Raw genomic sequence first — 26719 nt, forward strand, 5'->3', positions numbered from 1 at the left:
AATAATATGATCCCTAAGGTATTATTATAGTAAATAAATAAATTAGAAAAATTGATATCAATACAAATCCCTGCATAATATTAGTTTTTCCTGTTGCTAAAGAAATCGTAATAATAAATAATGACAACCCTAGTAAAATAGTTGATTTAGTATCAATTCCTAAACTCATTCTTATTCCTGTAACTACTGATGTTATTGCTATTACAGGAATGCTAAGCCCAATACTTGCTAAGGCAGAACCGAAAGCCAAATTTAAAGATGTTTGAATTTGATTATTTCTAGCTGCTCGAAAAGCTGCCAAACATTCCGGAAGAAGTACAATTCCTGCTATTATTACTCCTACTAGAGATTTTGGAGCACCTGCCCATTTTACAATATGTTCTACATCTTTTGACAGTAACTTTGCCAACAACACAACAATACCAAGACATAATATCAAAAATACAATACTTATGTACATTTCCTTGCGTGATGGTTTTATTGGAAGTTTATGTAACACAGTATTTTTAGATAATTTATTCTCTGGAGATATAAAATAACTACGATGACGAATCGTCTGCATCATTGTAAAACCAAGATATAAGCCTAAACTAATAATAGATACAAAAACCAATTGCGTAGATGTATATTCACCTCCATTATGACTAATCGTATAATTGGGTAAAATAAGAACAAAAATAATAATAGAAGTAAGAGTAATCAATGCTGTACTTACACCCTGAAGTGTAAAATTTTGTACTTTAAACTTTATAGAGCCTATAATGATACATCCACCTATAATTCCTGTAATAATAATCATTACTGCTGCATATACTGTATCTCGAGCAAGTGTAATGGTTTCCAAACCTTTTGCTCCCAACATAATTGAAATAATCAAAGCAACTTCAATTACAGTAATGGCAAACGCCAAGAGAAGCGTACCGAATGGTTCACCTACCTTATAAGCAATAACCTCGGAATGGTGCACAGCTGCAAGTATACTTCCTATAAGCAAGAAACATAAAATAAAAGAATAAAATGTTCCAGAAAAATAGTAGTGTCCAAAATAAGTCAGCCATCCAAATATTGGAATAAGGATAGTCCATACTAAAAGATATATTTTTTTCTTCATAGAAGATAATAGTGTTTTTTGTAGTATTTAGTAATTAAAAATGAGTGTTCTGTTCTATATTATATACATAGAGTATAAGAAACTTTCATTAAAAAAAATAAGAGGAAGTCAACTAAATTTTAATAGTTCTACACATCTTAGATTAAGGCATTAAAATCAAAGTGATAAGTGAGTAGAAATCTAGAAAAACTAGAAAAAAACATTGAACAATCTTTGAAAAATAAATTGGAATAAGAGTTCTTTAATTTACTTATATGTAAATATAATATTTTCAAATATAGTGATAATCTATAAACCTATCATTGGAAATGATAGGTTATTTTATATGATATAGCATGAAAATCGAAAATATTTAAAATTATTCTATTTTTTTTTAGTACTAACTATTAAGTAGTCTATTTATAATTTATAATATACAATATAGTATAAGTGAACATGTATTAAATTTCACGAACAAAACTATCTAGCAAAGTATTTTTTGTAATATATGAAATAAAACTTTTTTTAAACAAATTAGTTGTAACTTACAAAGTAATAAAAGGATAAATTGAATCAAAAAATTAAAATTATGCAAAAAGTTATCACAATAACCACTCATACAAATATCCTTGACCGAGACAATAAATTTATCGAAAAAGAGTATCCACAATTAAATATCTATTTAGAAGATGGTTATAAAGTAAAAGATGTTATTCCTATAACTTTAGCTTCTACATCGGCTTATATGTACTCCTTAACCTTTATCTTAGAAAAAATAATACACGAGTAATTAAAAGAACTATTAATCATATAATTATGAATATTTCAATTGCTAAAAACTCTTAAATATAGTAGCTAATTATGTATTTGTTGAAAATATATCAACATTAATAATAAACATATTATACTATCTTCTATTTTGAAAATCATCAAAAATTAATTCTATAAAATTTAGAATCTGAAGTAATTTAGAATTTTAAAACTACTTATTAAAAAAACTTTAAATCCAAAATGTTTAATAAATTATTGCCCTAATATATATTGGGGTGTTTTTTATTTAATAATGAAGGTTTTTATTAAATTTTAATATCATTCATATTTCTATGAAAACCTAGAGCTTATAATATATAGATTCAAAATTGGTATATGAAAGTATTGATATTCATACCAGCACCTACAGAAGCAAATATAACTACATCTCCTTCGTTAATCTGGTGATTTTCTAATTCATCATTTAGTATCATTTTTAATAAAATAGGAACAGTTGCTACACTACTATTACCCAATTTATGAATAACCATTGGCATTATATCTTTTGGCATATTTTTATCATATAATCTATAAAATCGTTTGACTATGGCTTCATCCATTTTTTCGTTCGCTTGATGAATTATTATTTTATTTATATCATCTATCTTATATAAACTATCATCTATACACTTTTTCATAGCTAATGGGACTTTAGATAAAGCAAATTCATAAATTTTTCGTCCATGCATTTTTATATATTTCGTGTCTGGACAATGATCAGAATTATAAGATTTACCAAAATAAAGAAACTCCTTTTCTTCGTTTGCATATGAAGCTGATAAATGAGCTTGTATACCTATGTTGATCTCTCCTGGTTCAATTATTACTGCACCAGCACCATCTGCATAGATCATACTATCTCTATCATGTCTATCTACCACTCTCGATAAGGTTTCAGCCCCTATCACTAAACAACGTTTGGCTAAACCAGCATTTATAAAAGCATTGGCTTGTATAACACCTTCTATCCATCCTGGACACCCAAAAACAACATCGTACGCAACACAATATGGATTTTGAATTTCTAATTTGTGCTTTACTCTTGCAGCAAGACTTGGTACCATATCAGATTGTATTGTACCATACCTTACATCACCAAAATTATGAGCGAATATAATATAATCAATTGTTTCGACATCTATTTTGGCATTCCTAATTGCAGAAGCAGCTGCTAAATACCCCAAATCTGATGTTACTTGATTATTTTTTGCATATCGACGTTCTTCTATACCTGTTATTTGTTTTAATTTGAAAGCAATGGTAGCATTATCTTGTAAAATAGTATTACCCTTTTCATCTAAAAAATGATGATTATCAAAAAAAAGATTTGAAATTGTTTTGGTTGGTATGTAGTTGCCAACACCTGTGAAATGATTCCCCATAAAAAAAGAAATAATAGTAATAAAAAACTATTAAGTGTGTACAATGTCGGGATTAAATAACAATCACAACAAAGCATTCATTTTTTAACACAATATTTAAGACTTTTATATTGAAAAACTAAATGTATAGGAAAAAATTATTGGATAAATACAAGCTGTAATTTTTTTATAACTATATATAACATTATAAAATCAATCTTTTATACATTTAACGTATAAAAATTTAATATCAAAATTATAATAAATAAAAAAAGTTTTTTTATCAAGTTGTTACTTATTCAACTATTTACTTTACATTTGTACAGATATCAGAGATAAGATATTATTAGTTACAAACTAAATTTTTTAGATACCGTTTTTTATTTTTGTGGCAGTAGGCCTTATACTTCTTAAAATATTGTATTTTTTTACTTTTACTTTACACTTTTAAATATATTCAATTTCAAATTGATTTTAATCTCAAGTATTTCACGTTAATTATCACGCGTTAAGTTGATGAATTTATTGAGAATAATGAAAGATTTCTTTTTTTAGAATAGAAATAGTTCCTTTATGTATAATTATAGAAATTATTTATTATTCTCTTTTTTAAAAAAAAATATTATGCAAGAAGGTACAGTAAAGTTTTTTAATGATGCTAAAGGTTTTGGTTTCATTACAATTAAAGAAACAGGAAATGAAATTTTCGTTCATACATCAAATTTAGTTGATGATATTAGAGAAAACGATAAAGTTTCATTTAAAGTAGAGCAAGGGCAAAAAGGTCTTATAGCTACTAACGTTAGAAGAATGTAATTGAACTTTAATAATATATTAATGTAAACATCTAAATGTTTTAGACTAAAATATTATTTAATACATCATACAAGGCTGATTCTATAAAGGAATTCAGCCTTTTTTATTCTATAACATTCAAAATATAAACTGTCTTTAATTAGGATTGTTTATAACAATGATATCTCTCTTATGATTTTTTATATTCTGAAATTGATCGTTTAACTATTCAGTAAACATAATCTCTTCTCTACTTAATATTTATTGCTTCTATATAATTTTATCCTAAATTCAGTAAGATAGGTACTTTCGGATTCAGTATAATTTTACGCGCAAGACTTTTACTAAAAAGTCGCTCAAAAAAGTTACGTCTTTCAATTAAAGTCAATAAGCACAAATCTGCTTGAAGTTCCTCTATTATTTCATTAACTACATTTATTTTTTCCTGATTTAATACTAATTTGGATTCTAATTGCATATTATTAGTTTTAGATAAATTATTAACCCAATCCTTTAATTTCTTATATTCTTCATCATACCTTTCATGTGTGATATGAACCATGGTGCATATAATATTTTTCGGTTTGAATATATATTTAAATATTTCAAATACTTTATTGTCTTGGTTTTGATAATCTGTAAAAAAGATAAGTTTATCCATTTTAAAGCCCTTATTATTTTCTGGGACAATTAAAAGAGGTGTATTAGTATTTTTTGCAATATCATAACTGTTACTACCGAGAATGTTCTTACGAGGAACAGAAGATCCATGAGTCCCCATTATAATTAAAGTTAATGGATTTATAGATTCGTAGTGTTGAATTACATCCACTAAGTTCCCTTCAATAATGGAAGTCGTAAAAATATTTATTTCTTGTTCTGTAAATTTGGCTAAAAATTTTTTCATATCTACTTCTGCTTCATATTTAGCCCTATAAGCATCAGCTTCGTTAACTATTTTACTTTGAAAAGCAGTTACAAACGCTTTGTAAGCATGCAAAATATGGATATCAGCATTCAGATAATTCGCTAAACCTTGTGCATACTTCATTGCGACAATTGAATTGTTAGAAAAATCTGTTGGGAGTAAAATAATTGGTTTCATAGTAGTATTGTTTGGAATAGTAAAATTTATAAACTATAATGTAAATAATCCTTTATTCCTAAAGATAAATATAAAAATTAAGAATCGAAACTAAATCGATTACCAATAATTAATTATAAAATCAGAAAGTTTAAAAAATATCTAGATTAAAATCAAGCACATTAAACTCATAAGTATAATTCTAATTAATGTATTTAAATATCAAAGTATATTGAACAATTAAACACTTTTTAAGAGTTGTTTACAAATAATTTAATCAGTAATAATGGTAAAAATTATGTAATTACATGGAAAAAATGCTTACAGTTATTTATTTGTACAAACTACGACGATAATTTTCGCCCCATAAAATAATCTCATCCATCAAACCTTTAAAGCTTTTTCCTCGCTCTGTTAATTCATATTCTACTGTAATTGGTTTTGTTTTTAATGCTGTACGGGTAATTAATCCATTGACTTGCAAATCATCCAATTCTTTTGCTAACATCTTGCGTCCTATGCCATCAATTGAATTCAGAAGCTCCATAAATCTCATTTTGCCCATTACCAATAAGCTTCCTAAAATAAAAACTTTCCACTTTCCACTAAGTAGGTCTGTTGTATCTTTTATGGCTAAGATTTTAGCTTTACATGCTAGATTTCTTTCCTCTATTGCTTTTTTATCCATTCGAACTATATATTAAAAAAAACTTGTTGAGCTAAAGTATAAAAAAAAAGCAAGGTACCCAATTTGAAACCAGTCTCTTACAGGGAACCCATAGTATTTTAATCCCCACTTCAACCTACTTTTGTAAAGAATAAAAACAAAGATTTATGAAATTAAAAAATAAGAAAGTACTTATCACTGGAGGAACTAGTGGTATCGGATTAGCTACTGTAAAACTCTTTTTACAAGAAGGAGCACAAGTAATTATTGCAGGTAGAAATGGAGAACATCTTCGTCAAGATCTTGTCGATTTCGACAAAACGAACTGGCATTTCTTCTCCTATGATACGAGTAAAATAAATGAAATTGACCGCTTAATTACATTTATTCAAAAGGAATTCACTCAATTGGACGTAGCCTTTTTAAATGCGGGAATTGCAAAATTTGCAGCGATAGAAGACATCACAGAAGAATTATTCGATGAAGTGATTCAAACGAATTTAAAAGGTTTATTTTTTACCCTTCAAAAAATATCTCCTTTATTGAATAATCCAGCGTCTGTTATTCTTACTTCTTCTTCTGGAACGCACAAAGCACATATTGGATCAAGTGTTTATTCTGCCTCTAAAGCCGCTGTCAGAAATATTGCTAGTACGCTAAGTAGTGAATGGGTTGCACGCGGCATAAGAGTTAATGTAATTAGCCCAGGCTCAACCGATACTGCTTTACTTGGTAAACTTGGAGTAGATGGAGAACAGTTAGAACAATTAAAAGCCAATTTAGTAGCGCATATCCCTCATGGAAGGTTAATCAAATCAGAAGAAATAGCACAAGCAGTACTGTATTTAGCCGCACCAGGATCAGAATCTCAAATAGGTACAGAAATCATAGTAGATGGCGGAGCCTTCTTAAAAGTTTAAACGATGAAAAAAGTAATTATTGGCTTTATTAAGTTAAAAAAAGACGTGAATCGCGAACAGTTTGAAGCTTTTGAAAATCGAGTATCTCAATACAATGTGACATTATCCTCACATGAGCGCTTTAAAGTATTGCGTACTCTTGAAGTAATGGGCAATGATCATGAAGCACCGTTATACGACTATATTGAAATTATTGATATTCACAGTCTTCAAGCAATGTATCACCATATCAATCACGATGATAACCTAAAACAATTTATTCAGGAATTTACCGCCTTTGTTGAATACTCACAATTCCTAACAACAGAATCTATCGTTGATGTACAAGAACAAGTCCCTATTTCCTACTAAGTAGTAAGTTCTTTTACATTTTAATCCAAACTAGGCTAGTAAAATAATGCAGTGTATACGTTTTAAACTAGATTCTTCTAGAATCCTTAGGGTATAGAAGAATACTGCTAACCTGTAAAAACGCAATTCATTCTGGTTTTGTGGGTAACACCTTATAGATGGATGTTATTTTGTGATGATACAAAATAACATCCATCTTTTTATTATTATCCCTTATATAAGGCTCCAACTTATAAATTAACTATTTTTTCTCTTGTCAAGTAAATCTAATTTAAACCTAAAATATTTTGTATCTTTAAGTTTATTTATGAGCCACACAGAAAACAAAAAATGAGCTAAATAGCAACTAATACCTCTTTTTACTTCCTGAACTTTGTACAAGAAAAAAAAGAAACAATGGATATTTTAAAATTCAGCATAGCATGGGCTAAGGCAGAACTAGTTTCAGCTAAAATCGTTTGGTTGTTTAGTCTGCTTGTATTGGCAACTGCCTCCGTTTTTTTATTCTGGGGAAAAGCGATTATGGTTAAAGCCTTTGTAATTCCTTTATTTGTAGCAGGTGTTTTTCTTATCACTGTGGGAATTGGATTATATAGCGCAAATAAACCGCGAATTGCTCAATTTGAAAAAGAAGCTTTAGAAGATGAACGCGGTCTACTTGATCGTGAAATCGCTAGAACAACAAAGTCAGAAGCCCAGTTTAAAATTGTCTTTACCGTATTGCCTACCCTCGCTATTTTATCTGCTTTGCTCTTGTTTTTTCCTGTTTCTCCTACTTGGAGAGCAACTAGTATTGTGCTTGTGCTTATGTGTGTTTTTCTACTGCTTGTGGATAGTCAAACAGCAGCTAGAAACACCCGATATCGCAACCAACTTTTAACTTTAAAAAAATGAAAAAGATCACACCTTTACAAGATAATTCATTCGTATATTCTTGTAGTGTTCAAGACAAGTGGGGATTCGAACAATTTGTTCCCAATCACGTTATTTCATATCAAGTTTCAGGAGAAACCCATATCTACCATCAAGGTGGCACCTTCATTCTAAAAAAAGGAGATATTCTCTTATCTCGGAGAAATCAATTTGTAAAGACACTAAAAGTACGTGCTACTGATATGGAATACAAGGCTATCTCTGTTATTTTTAAACAAGAAGACTTACAAAGTTATACGAAACTAAATGAGATAGACCTGCCTAGTAGGTATACGGGTAAAAACAACCTACTGATTCAGTCTACTAGTTTTTTAAAAAGCTATTTCCAATCCTTAGTTCCTTACATAGAACAAGCCCATCAAAGTAATGAAAAGATGGCATTTAGCAAGATCGTAGAAATTATTGAACTCCTGCAACATACCCAACTAGATCTCAAAGAATTTTTGTTTGACTTTACAGGACCACATAAAATTGATTTAGAAGAGTTTATGCTCAAAAACTATCAATATAACTCCTCTATTGAAAATTTTGCGAAGTTAACAGGAAGAAGTTTAGCCGCGTTTAAAAGAGATTTTCTCAAAATCTTTGACCTACCTCCTGCACAGTGGTTAAAAAACAAAAGATTAGAAGAAGCCTATTATCTTATCCATCACAAACAGGAAAAACCAAGTGATTTTTATTTAGATCTGGGGTTTGAAAATTTATCTCATTTCTACACCGCATTCAAAAAGAAATATGGCGTTACACCCAGTCAAAGTTTATTACGAACAAAATGAATATAGAACAAAAACTCCAAGAAGCTGATGACCGATTAGCAATAAGAAACCTCATCGATCAATATGCCTTTTGTGCAGATACAAGAGATGCTATAGGTCAAATGGCACTTTTTACTGAAGACACTACCTTTGAGGTCTATTATGATCCTACATCGGACATTCCTTCCGAAATAGTGCAAGACAAAGCCAACCTATTTCCCGTATTTGACCACTTAAATGTCTATCAGCGTACAATGCATTTCAATGGACAGAATTCCGTAACCTTAGAAGGAACAACTGCTACGGGAATTACCTATTGTATGGCGCACCATCTCACTCAAGAAGAGGGTCAACAAAAATTGATGATTGCTGCTATTCGCTATCAAGATAAATTTGTCAAACTTCAAGAACGATGGCTTTTTGCAGAACGAAAACTGTTCGTTGATTGGATTACAAACCAATAAAAACCAGTGAGGTATTCCGAATATTCAGAATACCTCACTGGTTTTATTAGGCCGCCTTGTAGTGAAAAATAAATGACTTACCTCCTATTCTTTTCTTGTAATAAAAAAACATTAAACCCAAAAAATTGAGCCATACAACAACTCATCTTTGAGCTTTATGACAAGTAAGTTCCCTAAAATGCAAAGGATATTTGTATACTAAAAATTATACAAATGAAAGCAATTAATACAATGTACATTAATGGTGAATTTGTCACACCACATGGTACAAATACATTAGACCTATTTAGTCCAGTTACCAATCAAAAAATAGCGGAAGTCACTCTGGGCGATGAAATAGATACTAAACAAGCCATATCCGCTGCTAAAGAAGCCTTTAAAACCTATTCTAAGTCTACGGTAAAAGAGCGCATTACTTACCTTGAAAACGTAAGAAATGCCATTGAAAAAAGAAAAGAAGCGTTGATCGATGTCATGATTGAAGAATATGGTGGAGTGCGTCAATTCAGCGCTATGACTATTGAGTTTGCCATCAATGACTTCACTACCATGATCGACCTATTAAAGGAATATCAATTTGAACAAGTGGTTGGAAAATCCAAAGTGGTACTCCAACCAGTAGGCGTTGTTGGAATTATCATTCCGTGGAATATGAGTAATGGATTTATTGGAACTAAGCTTTCAACGGCACTAGCTGCTGGGTGTACGGTTGTTGTAAAACCTAGTGAAATGAGTGCACAACAAACCCAAATTATGGCAGCATGTTTCCATGAAGCCAACTTGCCTAAAGGGGTCGTTAATTTCATCCATGGTCTTGGCGACGTAGTGGGAGCAGAAATAACAAGAAATCCAGATATCCACAAAATCTCTTTTACAGGTTCTACGAATGTAGGGAAAATGATTGCAAAAGGAGCAGTGGATACCATGAAACGCGTAACGTTAGAATTAGGAGGTAAATCACCCAATATTATCCTTGATGACGCGGATTTACAAACCGCTATTCCCACCGCTATTATGGCTGCTTTCTTAAATAGCGGACAAGCTTGTGCAGCCGCTACTCGCCTACTTGTGCCTATGGAGAAATTAAATGAGGTAAATACCATCGCCAAAAACTTTGCTGCAAGTTTAAAAGTAGGCGATCCCAATGATCTTGATACTGCCATTGGTCCTATGGTCAGCCAAAAACAATACGAACGCGTTATTGACTATATCCAAATAGGCCAACAAGAAGGAGCTACGTTATTAACTGGTGGAACGCAAAAACCTCAAGGATTAGAAGCTGGAAACTTTATTGCTGCAACGATATTCACTAATGTAAATAACAAGATGCGCATTGCACGTGAAGAAATCTTCGGTCCCGTTCTATGTATTATCCCTTATCAAACCGAAGAAGAGGTTATTGAAATTGCAAATGACACGGACTATGGATTGGCTGCATATGTTAGCGCTTCAGATATAGAACGAGCAAAAAAGGTCGCTTCACAGTTAGATGCAGGTAGAATATGTATTAATGGCTTATCTCATGATGCAAAAGCCCCTTTTGGAGGATTTAAGCAATCTGGAATAGGACGCGAATATGGAGTATATGGACTATCTGCTTATTTGGAACCTAAAGCAATATTAGAATAATATGTACTTTATAAAAATAAACGAGGCTCTATAACAAGAGCCTTTGTTTCTTTTTACTATTTCTACTTCATCTTATTGCTTTAAAATAGGTTAATCGAAGATACGCACTCTCCAATTGACCTAATAGTATTCGTTATAAACAAACAAGCTTGAAAAGTCAATTTTCATCTTCTTTTCCACTACTCGGCAACAATCTGTATTTTGGATACACATTTCTGCAATTCGGAAACAGTACTATTTTAAAGTAGACGGACTTTTGTATGGTAATAATCAAAAAAATAAAACTATGCAAAAAACAATCTTAATCACAGGTGCTTCCTCGGGAATTGGAAAAGCTACTTCATTGTACTTTGTTCAACAAGGATGGAATGTGATTGCAACCATGCGAAATCCTGAAAGAGAAACTGAACTCGTTCAACACCCCAATATTTTAGTTACCGCTTTAGAAGTAACACAACCTGAATCAATTGTAGCAGCTATAGAAAAAGGAATCGAGCGATTTGGTCAAATCGATGCCTTGCTAAATAATGCTGGATATGGTCAACAGGGACTATTTGAAGCGATCACCGCTGAACAAGTTCAACAACAATTCGATGTCAATGTTTTTGGGCTAATGAATGTAACAAGAGCGCTCCTACCCTATTTGCGCAAACAAAAAACAGAAAGCGTAATTGCAAACATCACCTCTGGCGTTGGTAAAATACCCTTTCCGCTAACCAGTGTCTATACAGCTTCAAAATTTGCCATTGAGGGCTTTATCGAATCTTTAGCTTATGAGTTAGATTCACAGCATATTAAGGTGAAGATTATTGAGCCTGGCTATGTACAAACCAGTTTTCACGAAAGAGCAGCAACTGAATTTGCAACCGATGCTACCATATCAGATTACACCGACTTTTTAACGCAAACAACGGAATTATTAGGCAATCTATCTTCAGCAGAGGCATTTACCCCTCAAGATGTAGCAGCAACAATCTTCCGATCAGTTACTGATGGTACCCATCAATTGCGCTATGTTGCAGGCAGTGATATTGAGCAGATGATTGAAATGAGAAAAGAAAAAAGTGAACAAGAATATGTCGACTTCTTACGTGGGCTTTTTGCTCCTAAAGGATTTGACAACAAAAAGTAATTTAAAAAATAATAGTTATGACTAAAACAATATTAATCACAGGAGCATCTAAGGGAATTGGAAAAACAACGGCCTTATTATTTGCAGCTAAAGGTTGGAATGTAATTGCAGCGATGAGAAGTCCCCAAGAAGAAACGGAGTTAACAACGCTAGAAAATGTACTTGTTACGCAATTAGAGCTGCGCGATGTGGCAAGTATTCAACATACATTACGCGAGGGTATTGCGCGTTTTGGAAAAATAGATGCCTTAATAAACAATGCAGCTTACGGACAATATGGTCTTTTTGAGGCGCAAACACCAGAACAAATTGCCGAGCAATTTGAAGTAAATGTATTAGGCACATTAAACGTAATTCGCGAGATATTACCCCATTTTCGCGAGCATAAAGGAGGAATAATTATCAATATAAGTTCAGGAGGTGGACGCGTGGGTATTCCGATGATATCTTCTTATGGTGCTTCTAAATTTGCTTTAGAGGGTTGGACAGAATCTGTATCCTATGAATTAGCCTCTCAGAACATCATCATTAAATTAATTGAACCGGGTGGTGTAGAAACTCCATTTCACGATACTGCCGCTAAAAACTTTGCCGCAAACCCAGCACTAAAATCGTATGAAGCATTCACCACTACTTTTGCGAAGCAGTTTGAGGGGATGCACGATGGCATCGCTACAGCGCAACAAGTAGCAGATGAAATCTACACAGCAACAACGGATGGAACAAACCAATTGAGATACTTAGTTGGAAAGGATGTAAAAGGATGGGTAGATTTAAGAACGAGTCATTCAGACTCGGATTACATCGCCAAGATGCGAGCACTATTTAACTTCTAAAATAAGGTCAAAAACAATGAAATCAATTTTTATTACAGGCGCTTCTTCAGGATTGGGAAAAGCCACTGCAAAATTATTTGCCGCTAAAGGATGGAATGTCATTGCTACCATGCGAAATCCAGAAAAAGAAACGGAATTAGTACACGTAGCCAATGTTACTCTGCTTCCATTAGATGTAACCCAAGAAGAACAAATCAAATTAACGGTTCAAAAAGCCCTTGAGCTTCACGATATTGATGTGGTATTTAACAATGCAGGTTATGGATTAATCGGCCCTTTAGAAGCTTATAGTAATACCCAAATAGAGCGTCAACTTACGACCAACTTCTTAGGGGTAGTACGTGTAACGCAGGCTTTTATTCCACACTTTAGAGCGAAAAAAGCAGGATTATTTCTAACAACGACTTCGATTGGTGGACTTGTATCTATGCCTTTAGATTCGATTTATCACGCAACGAAATGGGCCTTAGAAGGGTGGTCTGAAAGTATGTCCTTTGAATTGGGGTTACACAATATTCAAATCAAAACCGTTGCCCCTGGTGGAATTATTACTGATTTTGGTGGGCGTTCTATAGAAGTCGTAGAACACCCAAGCTATGCAGGAGCTGTAGATCAATTAATGGGGATGTTCAATATAGACAACTTCTCTACTGCCGAGCAAATTGCAGATGTGGTATATGAAGCCGCTACAGATGGCAAATACCAATTGCGTTATGTAGCGGGCGAAGATGCTAAAGCGCTATATGAGAGACGTTTAGAAATTGGACAAGATGCAATGCACCAAGAATTTAAAAAGAATATTTTTAGTTAATCTCAACCAAAAGAAGAATTTATATAACCTAGATTTTGTAATTTTATACAAGAATATCAGAAGATGAAAAACATAAGCTCTATATCCGAATTTCACAAATTGCTCGATTTACCTGCTCCTCTTCATCCTTTAATTAGTCTAGTAGATGTCACGCAAATGCATATTAGCGAAAACGACATTTGGAAGAAATTCACACTCGACTTTTATAGTATTTCGCTTAAGCGCAATGTAACAGCTAAGGTAAAATATGGCCAACAGTACTATGACTTTGATAAAGGAACGATGAATTTTTTAGCGCCTAAACAAATTCAATCTTTGGAAGTTAACGAAGTGAACAAGATCTCGCAAAACTGTGGATTGGGCTATATGCTTATGATTCATCCTGATTTCTTGTACAATCACCCTTTGGGAGCTCAAATTAAAAATTACGGTTTCTTTTCCTATTCTTTGAATGAAGCTTTGCATCTTTCAGAGAAAGAAGAAGCGAATATTATTGAAATCTTTCAAAAAATTGAACAAGAATATCAGTTTATTGATCGACACACTCAAGATATTATTCTCTCGCAGCTGGATTTATTACTCAATTACAGCAACCGTTTTTACGAACGACAATTTATTACTCGAAAAGCAGTAAATAACGATTTGTTAGTCAAAACAGAACAATTGTTGACGGATTATTTTGATAAAGAAGAAACACTTCAAAAAGGCGTTCCTACGGTGGAGTCCTTAGCTAATAAACTCAATTTATCCCCTCACTATTTAAGTGATATGTTGCGTTCTTTAACAGGACAAAGTGCAAAACAACACATACACAATAAGTTAATCGAGCAAGCTAAAATCTATTTATCTACGAGTACCTTATCTGTAGCGGAAATAGCCTATAATCTAGGGTTTGAATACCCCCAATCCTTTAACAAGTTATTTAAAAAGAAGACGAATATGTCGCCACTGGAGTTTCGAGCGAATTTTAACTAAACTATTAAACTGTTTAATTAAAAAATAAAAGAGCCGAGGTCAAAAACCTCGGCTATCTAAAACTAATGCTCACAAATTATGGTCTGTTAGTTGCGTTTAATAAGCTTTCGCAATCAATACCTTCAACTTTGTTTGTTTACCTGTAAAAATAAATACAAGTTCCTACTTCTTCAATTGAATCAAGTGGAATACAGCGAATCGTTACTTTTGTTTCCTCTTTCACTCTTTTTTCTGTTTCAACTGTACCATCCCAAAAACAAGAAATAAAACCTCCTTTATTTTCAAGTATCTGCTTAAACTCTTGCATCGTTGTTACTTTGGTAATATGATTATCTCTAAAATCAAGGGCTTTTTGAAACATTCTATGCTGCATATTATTCAATTCACTTTGAACAAATGCACTAAGTTCTTCGCGTTTAACAAGAATTTTAGCTCATGTATCACGGCAAACGACTTCTACGGAATTACTTTGCATATCTCTAGCTACTATACTGATTCGAAGGGGCACTCCTTTTGTTTCCCAATCTGCAAATTTTAAAATTAAGGTTTTATGTTTAACTTATACTCACAATTAAGTTAGGATGTCCAGTTCTTTGTTGTATAATAACTTGGTAGATCAGGTTGCCCCTCTAAAATATACTTTACAAATCCCTCTTGATTATTGATCATATGTTTATCTCTATTTTTTCAAAGTCTCCTTCATACTAATCCAAACTACGATACCTGATAGTAGCGTGATAATTCCCGCAAGATGAACGGCCCACATCAAGCCAAAATAGTTTCCAACAATTCCAGCCATTAATGCTCCTACTGCATATCCCATATCACGCCAAAATCGATAAACCCCTAGAGAAGAAGCTCTCCAAGTTGGATGTGCAGCATCACTCACTGCAACTAATAAAGCAGGGTAAACCATGGCTGTACCAATACCCAACAAAATTGAACCAATTAAGCCTGCTTTTAAAGGATCAAATATTGTTAAACCAATAATGATGTGACCTAGTACTTGAACAAACATTCCCCAAACAATTAGCGGTTTTCTTCCCCACTTATCGGTTAAAGGACCTGTTACAATTTGCCCCACACCCCATACAACAGGATAAACGGCCTTAATCCACCCAACTCCTTCCAATCCTACTCCCATAGACATAAAAAGTAGAGGAAACACGCCCCAAGACATTCCATCATTTAAATTGTTAATTAACCCAGCCTGAGAAATTGAAAATAGATTTTTATTTTTAAAGGATGTTTCCTTAAAAACCCACCACAAATTAGGCTTGCGTGATTCTTCACCTGAATTGGTTTGTTTTATTAATGTTGCTTCTAATTGAGCATATTTTCGAGTATCTCTAACAACAAAAATGGAAAGTATCAACCCTATAATAGTATAAGCTATTCCTAAATAAAAGGGTTCTGGACGAAGCCCATAACGAGAGGCAATAAAACCAGTTAACAAAGCGGTGAATCCTACTGCTCCATATCCTGCAGCCTCATTAAGTCCCATCGCCAACCCTCTACTTTTACTTCCCACAAGGTCAATCTTCATATTGACTGTCATAGACCAAGCCAATCCTTGGCTAACCCCTAATAAAATATTAGCAAATAAAATCCAATTCCATGAGGGACCATAGGCTAGTAAAAACGGAACGGGTAAACCGATGAACCAACCCCAAATCAATACCTTTTTTCGTGTATACTTATCTGCTAAAACACCAGAAATTAAATTAGTACATGCTTTTACTACTCCAAAGGCGATGATAAAGGAAAAAACAACAACATCCGATTGAATGTGAAACTCATCCGTTCCTACTAAAGGAACTACAGTTCGCTCTAATCCAACCATTCCCCCAACCATCATATTCACTAGAACCAATAAGGTAAATTGTTTCCAGTTTTCTTTTAAACCTAACTTTATACTTTCCATTGTATTTTTACTCTATAAAATTATTTTGAGCATTTAGAATTTAATCTTTTCGTTAAACGGATTAAGAAACTGAACATCTATTAGCACCTGCCTCTAAATCTGCTGGATCTATATCTTGATAGCTTCCGCTTTTATTTAGCGTAGCAATTTCTATGTAATTAGGTGGAGTAGCTGGAATACGTTGTATTGTTTGCGAAATGAATTCTTCTCTTGATAATTGAAGTAATTCAATACTTGCAAAAAGATTTACTATTGTATCGGCTATTAAAACTTGATCAAAAACAATAGCACTAGATGTATGTGCTGGCAATATTAAAATATCACTTGGTAACTGCTTTATCTTTTCTAAAGATGTAAATAATTCATCTGCTTTTTTCAAGGCTTGCTCTTGATCAGCTTTTAAATCAGGACGACCAACACCATTGGTAAATAAGGTATCTCCTGTTAATAAAAATTGATTACCAACTAAATAAGAGATACTCTCTGGCGTGTGACCAGGGGTGTGAATAGCCAGAATAAATGCTTTTCCAACGCGAATCTGTTGACCATCTTGTAAAGCAGTAAAAGAATAAGCAACATCAGCCCCTTCAGTGAACAAATGTTTTGCATGAGTAGCTTGTACTAAATCAATAGTTCTAGAAATATAATCGGCATGAACATGAGTATCCATCGCATATTTAATTATCCAACCATTTTTTTGCGCTAAACCGATATAAACACTCGGATCCAGTGATGCATCAACTACAATAGCTTCTCCTTCCGAGGCAACCATATAAGAAATACATCCCTTTGCAACCCTTCTTACTTGCAATACAGTAACACCATCTGCTTCTACTCTAGCTGTATTCCAAGCATAATTCCAAGCTTTCATGCCTCCATGTAAAGACAACGCATCAAAACCTTTATTTTGTAGTAATTCTGCTGCAATTAAACTTGTTTTTCCTGCAGTACATACGGTGACAATCGGTATATCTTTATCAAAATTATCTTGGTCAAAGACGGTTGTATCTCCTGATACAAGACCTTTGTAAACATCTTTATGAATACTATCCGCAATTTGCCATTCATTTCTTTGCTCCATAGGTCTTACATCTAATACCGTTACTTTTTCTCCATGTTCAAACATCTTTTGAAGATCTTCTACTTTTATTTCTTGATTTTTCATATTAAATCGTTTTTTACTTCGATACAAATATACATACTTCACTCAACTATTCAATAAATATATTGAATAGTTGATCAATAATTTACACCCATATTGATTATCAGTTATTTAAATAAAAAAAGCGTTTCATAAAAAATGAAACGCTTTAAATTCTACATTAATTTCCCTTTATAAAGAATCAACAGGTAATCCTTTTAATGCCCATTCGGGATATCCTTCCTCTAATCTCACGGCATGATATCCCTTTTTTTGAAGCAGTGCGACAGCTTCATCTGCAAAGACACAAAATGGGCCTCTACAATAGGCTACTAACATTTTTTCATTAGATAAATCTTTCAATGAATCATCTAATCGATCAATAGGTTTTGATAAAGCTTTATAGATATGACCTCTTTCATATTCTTCTTCTGGTCTTACATCAAGTAAAATAACTTCATCCTTGTCAATCATTCTTTTTAATGTTTCTGCATCAATTGCCTGTAAATCTACACTTTGTCTACTACGAAAATCTTGTATCACTTTTTCAACTTCTGCATTGGAATTAATTCCCAATTCTCTCAAAGAAATCCAGGTATGATATACATTCTCACTACTAAGGGAATAGTTGATATAGTTTCCCTTCTTATTAATTTGTACTAATTTAGCATTTTTTAAATGCTGTAAATGTTGGGAAGTATTTGCAATAGACTGTCCTATATAATTAGCAATCTGCTCTACCGTAAATGGTCCTTGACCCAATAAATCAATAATCTCTAATCGAATGGGATTAGACATTGCCTTAGCTACCTTTGACAATTCTGTATATACTTTATCTTTAAAATCTCTCTTATTCATAATTAACACTTTTACTTGTACAATATCTTGTAAAGATCAGAACACAAAAGTAGTTAAACTATTCAATATTATGATTGAATAGAAATTTTTTAAGATCATTTATCTAAAAACAGTTATACATCAGCTGAAAAACTGTCCTTCATAATCTCAATAATTTTATTTTCTTTTGAATTTTTTGCTTACTAAATCATTTCTTTTTTCAGAATTTCATTCATTTCTAAGTTTTTATATTTTATATTCTTTTAACTGAAAAAATTGATTAAAGATTTTTCGATAAGTTCGGTCAACATAGAAATGACATTTTCTTTTAACTGTTTCACCTTAATGTAAAGTCTGATCTACGTAGTGTGTAATTACAAAACGTCAAGACTGCGATTTTCGACGTTCAATCTTCATTTTACTCACTAAAAATATTAAATGACTCGCTATCGCTCACTAATCTTTTTAACGCTCGTTTCAATGGATTGAAGCTCGTCTGCAAATCGTATGTCGACTTTAAAATCATACTTATAACAGTGTTCGATTTATCAGCAATAACAGTTTTTGAAATTCATTGTCAGTTAGCAATTTTGATTATATGAAAAGTTAAGAGAATGGTATTAGAATATGCACACAAACAAAAAATCTAAATAGAATATTAAAACCGAGATTTGGCTACTACTTACCATAAAAGGGTTACTATTTTGTATAAATTGTTACTGAAATTTGTATTATAAAAATAAAAAACATGACAATGCAAACAATATTAGGAGCCAATGGCCAAATTGGAGAAGAATTGGCAAGAGAACTAAAAAGAAATTATACTTCAAATATTAGAATTGTAAGCAGATATCCCCGAAAAGTAAACGATACAGACGAAGTTTTTTCTGCGGACTTATCTATCAAAAAAAAAGCGATAGAAGCGATAAAAGGCAGTGAAATTGCTTATTTCACGTTGGGACTTCCGATAAGTTCCGATTTATGGGAAAAACAATTTCCTTTTATTTTGAGTAATGTTATTGAAGCTTGTAAAATCAACGGGACTAAACTGGTATTTTTCGACAACACGTATATGTATCCACAAGACGATCGCATACAAACTGAAAATACGTCTTTTGAACCTATTGGCAGAAAAGGAAGAGTACGCAGAGACATGGCTGAAATGGTACTGAAAGAAATGGTATCTGGCGACTTGGAAGCGGTGATATGTCGTGCTCCCGAATTTTATGGACCAAGGAAAACACAAAGCATTACCAACACGCTTATTTTCAAAAACATAAAAAAAGTAAAAAGGCTAAAAGTCCCTCTTTGTGCGGATAAGAAAAGAAGTCTTATTTGGACGCCAGATGCCAGTAGAGCGACCGCTTTAATTGGCAATACTCCCGACGCTTATAATCAAACTTGGAATTTACCTGTTGATCCGTCCCATCTTACCTATCGTCAACTTATCGATTTGGCTTCGGATGTTTATGGTAAAAGATTGAAATATACTACTGTTCCAAAATTTGTGTTTAAGATTGGTGCAAAATTCAATGACAAACTAAAAGAACTGCAGGAATTATTACCGAGATATGAACACGACAACATTTTTGATGATTCCAAATTCAGAAATCGCTTTCCTGAATTTGAATCGACTAGCTATAGAAAAGGAATTGAACAGATTAAAAATGAACAAAATATTTAATTTAAATAATGTAAATTTACCATGTTTCGTTTAGCAGAAAAAAATATGAAAACGCCTGTAAGAATTGCCTCCATTAGTGCATTGCATCAGTTTTTGGGTTTGAAAAGTCCTTCAAATCCGTTGATTAGCGTTTTCAATTTTGATGATGTAAAATTGAATACAGAAACCATTTTAAGCACGATTACTACAGATTTTTACGTCATTGCTCTTAAAAAAGATTGTGCAGGTGGCAAATGTAAATATGGACAAAATTATTTTGATTTTGATGAGGGAATTATGTATTTCATCGCTCCACATCAAGTGTTGCAATTTGAAGATGTGTTACTCAATAGCGTTCGTGGTTTTGTGATGGTGGTACATCCCGATTTTTTACAATCTTATCCTTTGGCAACTAAAATCAAAGATTACGGCTATTTTTCTTATACAAGCAACGAAGCTTTGTTTTTGTCCGAAAAAGAAGAAAAATCTATTTTTGACATTATTGAGAATGTTCAGAGCGAAATCAATACCAATATGGATGCTTTTACACAAGATTTATTGGTTTCTAATATCGATTTATTACTCAAATATTGCGACCGTTTCTATAATCGTCAATTCTTAACCAGAAGAAAAAATAACAACGATTTACTATCAAAATTGGAAAATCTATTAGATGATTATTTTAAAAATGATTTAATAGAAAATGGTATTCCATCCGTTCAATTCTTTGCAGAAAAGCTTAACTTAAGTTCTAATTATTTAAGTGATATGTTACGTGTACAAACGGGACAAACTACACAACAACATATCCAGAATCGAGTGATAGAAAAAGCAAAAGAATTGCTATCAACTACCCATCTTTCAGTATCAGAAATTGCTTATCAATTGGGCTTCGAGCATCCGCAATCGTTTCATCGTTTATTCAAAAAGTTCAGCATTTTATCGCCTTTGGAATACAGGGCATCTTTCAATTAACAGTACTTTAATCTCTTATTATCAGAGATTCTGCTACTCATTTCTTGGATTGAGCTACTTTAAAAGTATTTTTTGACACGAAATTTATATCTATAAAAATCAATCAAGGTCGAACAATGAAAAAAGCACTATTAATCGTTACCAACGTCAGCATGTATGCAAGTGGTAAATTGGAAACAGGTTTGTGGTTGAGTGAACTCACACATATTTATCATTCCCTAAAAGAAAATGCTTGGGAGATTAATATTGCAACTCCAAATGGTGGTAAAGTACCTATAGATCCTGAAAGCTTGAAACCTTTAGTTTTAGATAAAATCTCAAAAGACTATTACGAAAATGCTGATTTTATGAAGGAATTAAATACTTCTTCATCTTTAGAAAATGTAAAAAATAAAACTTTCGATTTGGTGTATTTAGCAGGTGGTCACGCCACAATGTATGATTTTCCAAATAATGAAACCTTACAAAATATCATTACTAATCACTATGAAAGTGGTAGAAAAGTTGCAGCGATTTGTCATGGTGTAAGCGGTTTACTCAATGTGAAATTATCTAACGGGAATTATCTAATTGAAGGGAAAAACATAACAGGTTTTAATTGGTTTGAAGAAACTATTGCCAGACGAAAAAGAGAAGTTCCTTTTAATCTCGAAGCAGAAATTAATTTGCGAAAAGCTAATCTAAAAAAAGCATGTATCCCAATGACTTCAAATGTGGTAATACATAAAAATCTAATCACAGGACAAAATCCTTTCAGCTCAAAAGAAATGGCAAAAGTAGTGATAGGGGAATTTTCGAAACAGATTTAGGATTCGGGAAAGTCTTAATACAAATTAATTTATTGTGTACAGATTAGATTCTAGATGTGGGATTTGAGATTTTTGATTTACGATGTAAGGATATAATTTGTCAAACTAAATTTATTTCAGCTTCTTATTATCGTCAGTCAGAGTGACGTTTGTAAAACGTTGTATCAAAGACTTAAACGATAAATAACAATTACTCGCTAATTACTTTATTTACAAATCGGTCAATAACGATTACTCGCTAAATGCTTTAAATCATTCACATATAAAATGTGAACAGAAAATCATTTTTAACGCTCGCTACGTCGAATTGACACTCGACTCTTCAGCAATGACAGTTTTTAAAATTCGTTATTAAATGAGAGAGAGTTCTCGACAGCTCGAAATGACGAAAAAGAAAATTATTCTTGTAACTACTGTTGTCATTGCTATTCCTGGAATACTAAACCCAATACTTACCAAAGCGAACCAAAAGCCAAATTTAAAATATTTGATTTTGATTATTTCTCACGATTCGAAAAGCTGCCAAACATTCCGGAGAAGTAGAATTACTATAACGATGAATAGTCTATACTATTTAAAAAACCAAGTATTAGCCTCAACTAATAATAGAGACAAATACTAATTGCACACAATGGAAAATAAATAAATAGATTAAAAAAAATTATGGAGTAACGCAACCTTTTATATTAATATTCATCTTATTAAAAATAATAATTGACCCCAAACCAAAAAATTTATGAAACAAATTCAATTACCTTTGTTTGCTCTCTTATTTACTTATATACTAAATGCGCAGGTAAAAATAACAGATTCTAATGATAATAAAGTTAATGAGAATGCTTTATTACATTTAGAAAGTAAAGATCAGAATAGAGGATTTCTATTACCAAGATTATCACTCAACGATATCAATTCTCCTTATCCATTAACAGATCATGTCGAAGGTATGGTTATATACAATATAGCTACTGTTAGTGGCACAACTGGTGTACAACCAAACCTTTATTTAAATGATGGGAGTAAATGGCTTAAATTAACTGCTAAATCTAACCGATTTGGTGATATAAAAAATAGTTTCATTAAAAATGATATAAATGGTTGGTATTTGCTAGATGGTAGAGAAACTTCAAGTTTACCAAAAAATGCAAAAGCTATTGCTGAAAAGTTATTTGGGAAAAATATTCCTAATATGGAAGATAGCTATCTTAAAAATAAATCATCATCAGAACAAATTAATTCACTTAATGGGAAAAATAGTTTCATTATTGAACAAGTTAATCTCCCAGATATTAGTTTTCAAGGAATAACATCCGCTGTTGGAGATCATACACATACTTACATAGATAATAGAAGTGATATTAAAAAGACTATTAGTGGTCGTGATCAACTAAATCCTCTTGCCAATAGTTTGACATCTATTGAATCTACGCATACGGAAACGCATTCTCATACCTTTAAAATGCCTTTGGGAGGAGAAAACAATCCTATCACCTATATACCAAAAAGTATTGTAACAAATACATTTATCTATCTTGGAATTGACTAACCTATTTTTAAAATTATGAACAAATATTTTTTTATTATTTTCTTGGTAATATTTTCTACTCTTGAAGCGCAAGTAGGAATAGGTACAAAAAATCCTAATGAATCTTCAATACTTGATGTAAAGGCTGAAGATAAAGGTTTTCTATTTAATCAAATAAAATTGATTTCTACAGATAATCCATCTCCTTTAGAAAAACATCAAGAAGGACTATGGGTATACAATATAGCAAATGACGGATCGCACCCTTATGAGGTATATCCGGGTCTATATTATAACGACGGTACAAAGTGGGTATTATTAAATACAGAACTATCAAATCCTACAATTGGAGATATCAAAGCAAGTGCTTACGAAACTGAACATAAAGGTTGGTATTTATTAAACGGTCAATCTTTATCTAATTTACCAGCAATAGCACAGTCAAACGCTAATAGTATTCAAATAACAAATAATTTACCTGATGCTACGGATAGAATTTTAAAAGGAATAAGTTCTTCAACAAAATTTGCTACGATTGGTGGAGATAATACTATTTCTATTAAACAAAATAATTTACCAAATATAGAATTCAAAGGTCAGGTTGATGCTATTCCAGATCATAGTCATAGATATATAAGCCACGGAAATAATATGTGGTATGACAGAAATGGAACCCTTGATGGTTTAATGTATTTACCTAACGTTACAAAAACAACAGAACCTGCAGGTGCACACGATCATAAAGTTTCTATAGCAACAGGAGGAAAGAATTCTCCTATTAAAATTTATCCAAAAAACTTAACAACTCAATTTTTCATTTATTTAGGATATTAATTATGAAAACAATTTTAACTATAATATTTTTAAAAAGTATTTTAATATTTTCACATGCGCAAGTATTAATAACTAACGAAAAATCTTCAAGAATTATTAATAATAATGCAATAGTTGAACTAAGTACATCTATTAACAATAAAGGTATTTTATTACCTTACGTAAATTTAATTTCTACTTTAGAAGCTGACCCTTTTCCAACACATATTATTGGAATGATTGTTTACAATCAAGAAACTGTGATAAATAACGACCTAGATACAAGTGTATTTCCAGGCGTTTACCATAACGATGGACTTGTATGGCAAAAGTTAGAAGTTAATACACCTATTATTGGGGATTTAAAATATTCAGCTTCTTCTATAGATCATAACGGTTGGTATTTACTAAATGGTAGAGATGTAAGTACACTTTCAACGAAAGCTTCTCAAAAGGCTACAGAATTGGGCTTTACTAAAAATCTCCCTGATTCAAAAGACCATTTTCTAAAAAACAAATATTCAAACGAAAACTTAGGTGATTTCGTTGGAAAAGATTCGTTTGTATTAACACGTTCTAATTTACCTAAAATTGATTTAAATGGTATGACTGATGAATTTACACATCTACATAAATATAATGAAATCGGTGCAGGAAAAATAAATAGTGGTTCGCAAACAAATACTAAAAATAATGTGGATGATGATGGTTTAGCCAAACAAACAAGCCTTGCAGGTGGACATAGTCATTCCTTCACAGCATTATCAGGAGGTGAAGAAACTCCAATTCCTCTAGAACCAAAATCTTTAGGTGCTTATATATTTATTTATTTAGGAAAATAAGAGTGGAGATAAGTAATACCTATTCAGTAAAACACTAGGTATTATAATAATAGATGATTCTCAATACGATCAACTGTTTGTTTTTTAATTACCGAGAATACGGTTATAGAAATAGAATTTTATTCTCGGTATTTTTTTGTTTAATGTTTTTATCGCATACTATTATACAGAATGTCCTATGTATTTGAAAGTATAATTTTCAATTTACATCTTATTCTTCAAAATGAGTAAATAACTTTATATAGAAAATTATCTTTTTTTAAGTTCATTTTAATGGATTGAAGCCTAAGTTTTCGGAAATAGAGTTATATTTATTTATAAGTAATAAGCTTTGAGTTATAAATTTTATGTGTTTGAATATTTAACCAAAGAATAGTGAGATTGAGATAATTTTCTTTGATAAGCTCTTACGTGATAAAAGATATAAATATTATTCAACAAGTCTTAGAATAAAAAAGATACGCTTTTGAATCAATTTTAGAATAACTTTTTTTAGTAAAAATTGCACTTTATTTTTTTAAATCGTAATTGAATGAACTTAAAATAGTAAATAAAATAGTTATGTAAAAATTATCTACCATGGATAAAATTAACTACGAATATGTTAAAGATATTATTGAATTAGAAAAATGTTCTGATCATAATGAAAGTCCTAAGTTTATTGAAACGAAAGATGGATTTAGAATTATTGCTTGCTGTGATAATTTTAGAACTAAAATGATTGAAAAGTCAACCATTTTAATTACTGAGCAGTCTCTCAAAAATGTATTGAATATTATGAAAAAGTATTTAAATAAGAATACTTAAAAGATATAAATTGCAAATCTTCATTTTACTCACTAAAAATATTAAATGACTCGCTATCGCTCACTAATCTTTTTAAAGCTCGTTTCAATGGATTGAAGCTCGTCTGCAAATCGTACGTAGGCTTTAAAGCTCTTATTTACAGTAATGACGGCTTTTGAGAATCATTGTTATAAGTGAATTTGAATATTGAAAAATAAAAAGAAGAAATATAGAATAATCCCCCTATCCCTACTTCCTCTTATGATTTGTTTTATTTAATCAAAATATGTATCTTACTGAAATTAAGTGAATTAAGACGTACGCAAAACACTTACTTTTTTACACAAAAAGAGAAGGATAGCAACGAGTTAAAACTTCTTTTAGTAGAATTAATTACGAATATACAACCCACGGACAAAGACCACGGATTCTACGATAGTGCAGATCTAAAAAGTCTCCTTAACGTTAGTGACAAAACGTTGTATCGCATGAGGAGAAACAAGACGATTCCTTGTTTTAAGCTCGGTAAAAAGTACTTTTACCCAAAACATATCTTTAACAAAAAAGCTCTTGGATAAGAGCTTTTTTAGTAATTTTACGTAAGTAGTTACAACTATGAAAGAAAATACATATATACACTCGGCGTTGTAAGTTCCTTTCACTTTTAGTAATTTTACGTAAGTATTTACAACAGAAGTACACCAATCACGCTCTGAAATTGGGTTGTGAATTGATTTCAAATCTTGGTATATTTATCAAAGTATTTACAACTTCAATTCGTCCATAATAAT

General features: G+C 31.8%; 29 protein-coding genes. 20 read left to right on the top strand and 9 right to left on the bottom strand.

The genetic code is table 11. The features are described 5' to 3' along the window. Nucleotides 1-13: 13 nt before the first annotated feature. On the bottom strand, nt 14-1111 hold the full coding sequence (locus H277_RS0113000) for a calcium:cation antiporter (protein WP_019976038.1): 1098 nt from the start codon (nt 1109-1111) through the stop codon (nt 14-16). Between the two features lie 568 nt (nt 1112-1679). On the opposite strand from H277_RS0113000, the gene H277_RS0113005 reads away from it, so the two are divergent. After that, nucleotides 1680-1880: a hypothetical protein gene (locus H277_RS0113005; protein ID WP_033422707.1), complete on the top strand. Its 201-nt coding sequence runs from the start codon at nt 1680-1682 to the stop codon at nt 1878-1880. Between the two features lie 343 nt (nt 1881-2223). Here H277_RS0113005 and H277_RS0113010 read toward each other — a convergent pair whose 3' ends face one another. Beyond that, the gene (locus H277_RS0113010; protein ID WP_019976040.1) at nt 2224-3282 is read right to left on the bottom strand and encodes a 3-oxoacyl-ACP synthase III family protein; all 1059 of its coding nucleotides are present in this window, start codon (nt 3280-3282) and stop codon (nt 2224-2226) included. Nucleotides 3283-3885: 603 nt separating this feature from the next. On the opposite strand from H277_RS0113010, the gene H277_RS0113015 reads away from it, so the two are divergent. Continuing rightward, the gene (locus tag H277_RS0113015; protein ID WP_026357596.1) at nt 3886-4077 is read left to right on the top strand and encodes a cold-shock protein; all 192 of its coding nucleotides are present in this window, start codon (nt 3886-3888) and stop codon (nt 4075-4077) included. A gap of 259 nt (nt 4078-4336) precedes the next feature. Here the strand turns inward: H277_RS0113015 and H277_RS0113020 are convergent, their stop codons facing one another. Both H277_RS0113020 and H277_RS0113025 read right to left on the bottom strand, forming a co-directional pair. After that, nucleotides 4337-5161 carry a universal stress protein gene (locus H277_RS0113020; RefSeq protein WP_019976042.1) on the bottom strand — a complete coding sequence of 275 codons (825 nt, stop codon included), beginning with the start codon at nt 5159-5161 and terminating at the stop codon, nt 4337-4339. Nucleotides 5162-5471: 310 nt separating this feature from the next. Further along, the gene (locus H277_RS0113025; protein ID WP_019976043.1) at nt 5472-5828 is read right to left on the bottom strand and encodes a winged helix-turn-helix transcriptional regulator; all 357 of its coding nucleotides are present in this window, start codon (nt 5826-5828) and stop codon (nt 5472-5474) included. 146 nt (nt 5829-5974) lie between these two features. Here H277_RS0113025 and H277_RS0113030 point away from each other — a divergent pair, with 146 nt between their 5' ends. The 10 genes from H277_RS0113030 (at nt 5975) to H277_RS0113075 (ending at nt 14613) form a co-directional block, all read left to right on the top strand. Further along, the gene (locus H277_RS0113030; RefSeq protein ID WP_019976044.1) at nt 5975-6727 is read left to right on the top strand and encodes an SDR family oxidoreductase; all 753 of its coding nucleotides are present in this window, start codon (nt 5975-5977) and stop codon (nt 6725-6727) included. Nucleotides 6728-6730: 3 nt separating this feature from the next. Continuing rightward, on the top strand, nt 6731-7078 hold the full coding sequence (locus H277_RS0113035) for a hypothetical protein (protein WP_019976045.1): 348 nt from the start codon (nt 6731-6733) through the stop codon (nt 7076-7078). Between the two features lie 396 nt (nt 7079-7474). Then, on the top strand, nt 7475-7972 hold the full coding sequence (locus tag H277_RS19065) for a hypothetical protein (protein WP_019976046.1): 498 nt from the start codon (nt 7475-7477) through the stop codon (nt 7970-7972). Further along, the gene (locus H277_RS0113045; RefSeq protein ID WP_019976047.1) at nt 7969-8787 is read left to right on the top strand and encodes a helix-turn-helix domain-containing protein; all 819 of its coding nucleotides are present in this window, start codon (nt 7969-7971) and stop codon (nt 8785-8787) included. Before H277_RS19065 ends, H277_RS0113045 begins: the two co-directional genes overlap by 4 nt. Beyond that, nucleotides 8784-9230 (top strand): nuclear transport factor 2 family protein, encoded by a 447-nt coding sequence (locus H277_RS0113050; RefSeq protein ID WP_019976048.1) that lies wholly within the window; start codon nt 8784-8786, stop codon nt 9228-9230. Before H277_RS0113045 ends, H277_RS0113050 begins: the two co-directional genes overlap by 4 nt. A gap of 213 nt (nt 9231-9443) precedes the next feature. Further along, nucleotides 9444-10859: an aldehyde dehydrogenase family protein gene (locus tag H277_RS0113055; protein ID WP_019976049.1), complete on the top strand. Its 1416-nt coding sequence runs from the start codon at nt 9444-9446 to the stop codon at nt 10857-10859. Between the two features lie 286 nt (nt 10860-11145). Beyond that, a complete protein-coding gene (locus H277_RS0113060; protein WP_019976050.1) occupies nt 11146-11991 on the top strand; it encodes an SDR family oxidoreductase in 846 nt (281 codons plus the stop codon). Nucleotides 11992-12008: 17 nt separating this feature from the next. Then, nucleotides 12009-12827 carry an SDR family oxidoreductase gene (locus tag H277_RS0113065; protein WP_019976051.1) on the top strand — a complete coding sequence of 273 codons (819 nt, stop codon included), beginning with the start codon at nt 12009-12011 and terminating at the stop codon, nt 12825-12827. A 16-nt stretch (nt 12828-12843) separates the two neighbouring features. Further along, nucleotides 12844-13638 carry an SDR family oxidoreductase gene (locus tag H277_RS0113070; RefSeq protein WP_026357597.1) on the top strand — a complete coding sequence of 265 codons (795 nt, stop codon included), beginning with the start codon at nt 12844-12846 and terminating at the stop codon, nt 13636-13638. A gap of 63 nt (nt 13639-13701) precedes the next feature. Further along, a complete protein-coding gene (locus tag H277_RS0113075) occupies nt 13702-14613 on the top strand; it encodes a helix-turn-helix domain-containing protein (protein WP_019976054.1) in 912 nt (303 codons plus the stop codon). 136 nt (nt 14614-14749) lie between these two features. Here H277_RS0113075 and H277_RS0113080 read toward each other — a convergent pair whose 3' ends face one another. From H277_RS0113080 to H277_RS0113095, 5 genes are all read right to left on the bottom strand, one after another. After that, nucleotides 14750-14986 carry a hypothetical protein gene (locus H277_RS0113080; protein WP_081623226.1) on the bottom strand — a complete coding sequence of 79 codons (237 nt, stop codon included), beginning with the start codon at nt 14984-14986 and terminating at the stop codon, nt 14750-14752. A gap of 60 nt (nt 14987-15046) precedes the next feature. After that, on the bottom strand, nt 15047-15154 hold the full coding sequence (locus H277_RS20620; protein WP_373865942.1) for a His/Gly/Thr/Pro-type tRNA ligase C-terminal domain-containing protein: 108 nt from the start codon (nt 15152-15154) through the stop codon (nt 15047-15049). 138 nt (nt 15155-15292) lie between these two features. Beyond that, nucleotides 15293-16537 carry an MFS transporter gene (locus H277_RS0113085; protein WP_019976056.1) on the bottom strand — a complete coding sequence of 415 codons (1245 nt, stop codon included), beginning with the start codon at nt 16535-16537 and terminating at the stop codon, nt 15293-15295. A 61-nt stretch (nt 16538-16598) separates the two neighbouring features. Next, complete coding sequence (locus H277_RS0113090; RefSeq protein WP_019976057.1) at nt 16599-17702, bottom strand: MBL fold metallo-hydrolase; 1104 nt, start codon at nt 17700-17702, stop codon at nt 16599-16601. Nucleotides 17703-17870: 168 nt separating this feature from the next. Next, on the bottom strand, nt 17871-18536 hold the full coding sequence (locus H277_RS0113095; RefSeq protein ID WP_019976058.1) for an ArsR/SmtB family transcription factor: 666 nt from the start codon (nt 18534-18536) through the stop codon (nt 17871-17873). A 733-nt stretch (nt 18537-19269) separates the two neighbouring features. Here H277_RS0113095 and H277_RS0113100 point away from each other — a divergent pair. From H277_RS0113100 to H277_RS20570, 8 genes are all read left to right on the top strand, one after another. Then, entirely contained in the window at nt 19270-20199 is a 930-nt protein-coding gene (locus H277_RS0113100; RefSeq protein ID WP_026357598.1) for an NAD-dependent epimerase/dehydratase family protein, read from the top strand. 45 nt (nt 20200-20244) lie between these two features. Then, entirely contained in the window at nt 20245-21153 is a 909-nt protein-coding gene (locus tag H277_RS0113105; RefSeq protein ID WP_185093393.1) for a helix-turn-helix domain-containing protein, read from the top strand. A gap of 116 nt (nt 21154-21269) precedes the next feature. Continuing rightward, a complete protein-coding gene (locus H277_RS0113110) occupies nt 21270-21962 on the top strand; it encodes a type 1 glutamine amidotransferase domain-containing protein (protein WP_019976061.1) in 693 nt (230 codons plus the stop codon). 736 nt (nt 21963-22698) lie between these two features. Beyond that, nucleotides 22699-23508 carry a hypothetical protein gene (locus tag H277_RS19070; protein WP_019976062.1) on the top strand — a complete coding sequence of 270 codons (810 nt, stop codon included), beginning with the start codon at nt 22699-22701 and terminating at the stop codon, nt 23506-23508. Between the two features lie 15 nt (nt 23509-23523). Further along, nucleotides 23524-24321: a hypothetical protein gene (locus H277_RS0113120; protein ID WP_019976063.1), complete on the top strand. Its 798-nt coding sequence runs from the start codon at nt 23524-23526 to the stop codon at nt 24319-24321. A 2-nt stretch (nt 24322-24323) separates the two neighbouring features. Next, nucleotides 24324-25142, top strand: a complete 819-nt coding sequence (locus H277_RS19790; RefSeq protein ID WP_019976064.1) for a hypothetical protein — start codon at nt 24324-24326, stop codon at nt 25140-25142. Nucleotides 25143-25721: 579 nt separating this feature from the next. Further along, the gene (locus H277_RS0113130) at nt 25722-25949 is read left to right on the top strand and encodes a hypothetical protein (protein WP_019976065.1); all 228 of its coding nucleotides are present in this window, start codon (nt 25722-25724) and stop codon (nt 25947-25949) included. Between the two features lie 245 nt (nt 25950-26194). Further along, nucleotides 26195-26506 (top strand): helix-turn-helix domain-containing protein, encoded by a 312-nt coding sequence (locus H277_RS20570; RefSeq protein WP_260392634.1) that lies wholly within the window; start codon nt 26195-26197, stop codon nt 26504-26506. Nucleotides 26507-26719: the final 213 nt, after the last annotated feature.

Source organism: Empedobacter brevis NBRC 14943 = ATCC 43319 (genome assembly GCF_000382425.1).
In the GTDB taxonomy this organism is placed as follows: Bacteria; Bacteroidota; Bacteroidia; order Flavobacteriales; family Weeksellaceae; genus Empedobacter; species Empedobacter brevis.

Bases quoted from the DNA above. Each gene is read 5' to 3' on its own strand.
- H277_RS0113080 (WP_081623226.1), bottom strand. From the start codon at position 14,986: ATGCAGCATAGAATGTTTCAAAAAGCCCTTGATTTTAGAGATAATCAT.
- H277_RS19065 (WP_019976046.1), top strand. From the start codon at position 7,475: ATGGATATTTTAAAATTCAGCATAGCATGGGCTAAGGCAGAACTAGTT.
- H277_RS0113110 (WP_019976061.1), top strand. From the start codon at position 21,270: ATGAAAAAAGCACTATTAATCGTTACCAACGTCAGCATGTATGCAAGT.
- H277_RS0113100 (WP_026357598.1), top strand. From the start codon at position 19,270: ATGCAAACAATATTAGGAGCCAATGGCCAAATTGGAGAAGAATTGGCA.
- H277_RS0113045 (WP_019976047.1), top strand. From the start codon at position 7,969: ATGAAAAAGATCACACCTTTACAAGATAATTCATTCGTATATTCTTGT.
- H277_RS0113085 (WP_019976056.1), bottom strand. From the start codon at position 16,537: ATGGAAAGTATAAAGTTAGGTTTAAAAGAAAACTGGAAACAATTTACC.
- H277_RS0113010 (WP_019976040.1), bottom strand. From the start codon at position 3,282: ATGGGGAATCATTTCACAGGTGTTGGCAACTACATACCAACCAAAACA.
- H277_RS0113050 (WP_019976048.1), top strand. From the start codon at position 8,784: ATGAATATAGAACAAAAACTCCAAGAAGCTGATGACCGATTAGCAATA.
- H277_RS0113060 (WP_019976050.1), top strand. From the start codon at position 11,146: ATGCAAAAAACAATCTTAATCACAGGTGCTTCCTCGGGAATTGGAAAA.
- H277_RS0113120 (WP_019976063.1), top strand. From the start codon at position 23,524: ATGAACAAATATTTTTTTATTATTTTCTTGGTAATATTTTCTACTCTT.
- H277_RS0113090 (WP_019976057.1), bottom strand. From the start codon at position 17,702: ATGAAAAATCAAGAAATAAAAGTAGAAGATCTTCAAAAGATGTTTGAA.
- H277_RS0113020 (WP_019976042.1), bottom strand. From the start codon at position 5,161: ATGAAACCAATTATTTTACTCCCAACAGATTTTTCTAACAATTCAATT.
- H277_RS0113035 (WP_019976045.1), top strand. From the start codon at position 6,731: ATGAAAAAAGTAATTATTGGCTTTATTAAGTTAAAAAAAGACGTGAAT.
- H277_RS0113105 (WP_185093393.1), top strand. From the start codon at position 20,245: ATGAAAACGCCTGTAAGAATTGCCTCCATTAGTGCATTGCATCAGTTT.
- H277_RS19790 (WP_019976064.1), top strand. From the start codon at position 24,324: ATGAAAACAATTTTAACTATAATATTTTTAAAAAGTATTTTAATATTT.
- H277_RS0113030 (WP_019976044.1), top strand. From the start codon at position 5,975: ATGAAATTAAAAAATAAGAAAGTACTTATCACTGGAGGAACTAGTGGT.
- H277_RS0113075 (WP_019976054.1), top strand. From the start codon at position 13,702: ATGAAAAACATAAGCTCTATATCCGAATTTCACAAATTGCTCGATTTA.
- H277_RS0113055 (WP_019976049.1), top strand. From the start codon at position 9,444: ATGAAAGCAATTAATACAATGTACATTAATGGTGAATTTGTCACACCA.
- H277_RS0113130 (WP_019976065.1), top strand. From the start codon at position 25,722: ATGGATAAAATTAACTACGAATATGTTAAAGATATTATTGAATTAGAA.
- H277_RS0113065 (WP_019976051.1), top strand. From the start codon at position 12,009: ATGACTAAAACAATATTAATCACAGGAGCATCTAAGGGAATTGGAAAA.
- H277_RS19070 (WP_019976062.1), top strand. From the start codon at position 22,699: ATGAAACAAATTCAATTACCTTTGTTTGCTCTCTTATTTACTTATATA.
- H277_RS0113000 (WP_019976038.1), bottom strand. From the start codon at position 1,111: ATGAAGAAAAAAATATATCTTTTAGTATGGACTATCCTTATTCCAATA.
- H277_RS0113015 (WP_026357596.1), top strand. From the start codon at position 3,886: ATGCAAGAAGGTACAGTAAAGTTTTTTAATGATGCTAAAGGTTTTGGT.
- H277_RS0113005 (WP_033422707.1), top strand. From the start codon at position 1,680: ATGCAAAAAGTTATCACAATAACCACTCATACAAATATCCTTGACCGA.
- H277_RS0113095 (WP_019976058.1), bottom strand. From the start codon at position 18,536: ATGAATAAGAGAGATTTTAAAGATAAAGTATATACAGAATTGTCAAAG.
- H277_RS0113070 (WP_026357597.1), top strand. From the start codon at position 12,844: ATGAAATCAATTTTTATTACAGGCGCTTCTTCAGGATTGGGAAAAGCC.
- H277_RS0113025 (WP_019976043.1), bottom strand. From the start codon at position 5,828: ATGGATAAAAAAGCAATAGAGGAAAGAAATCTAGCATGTAAAGCTAAA.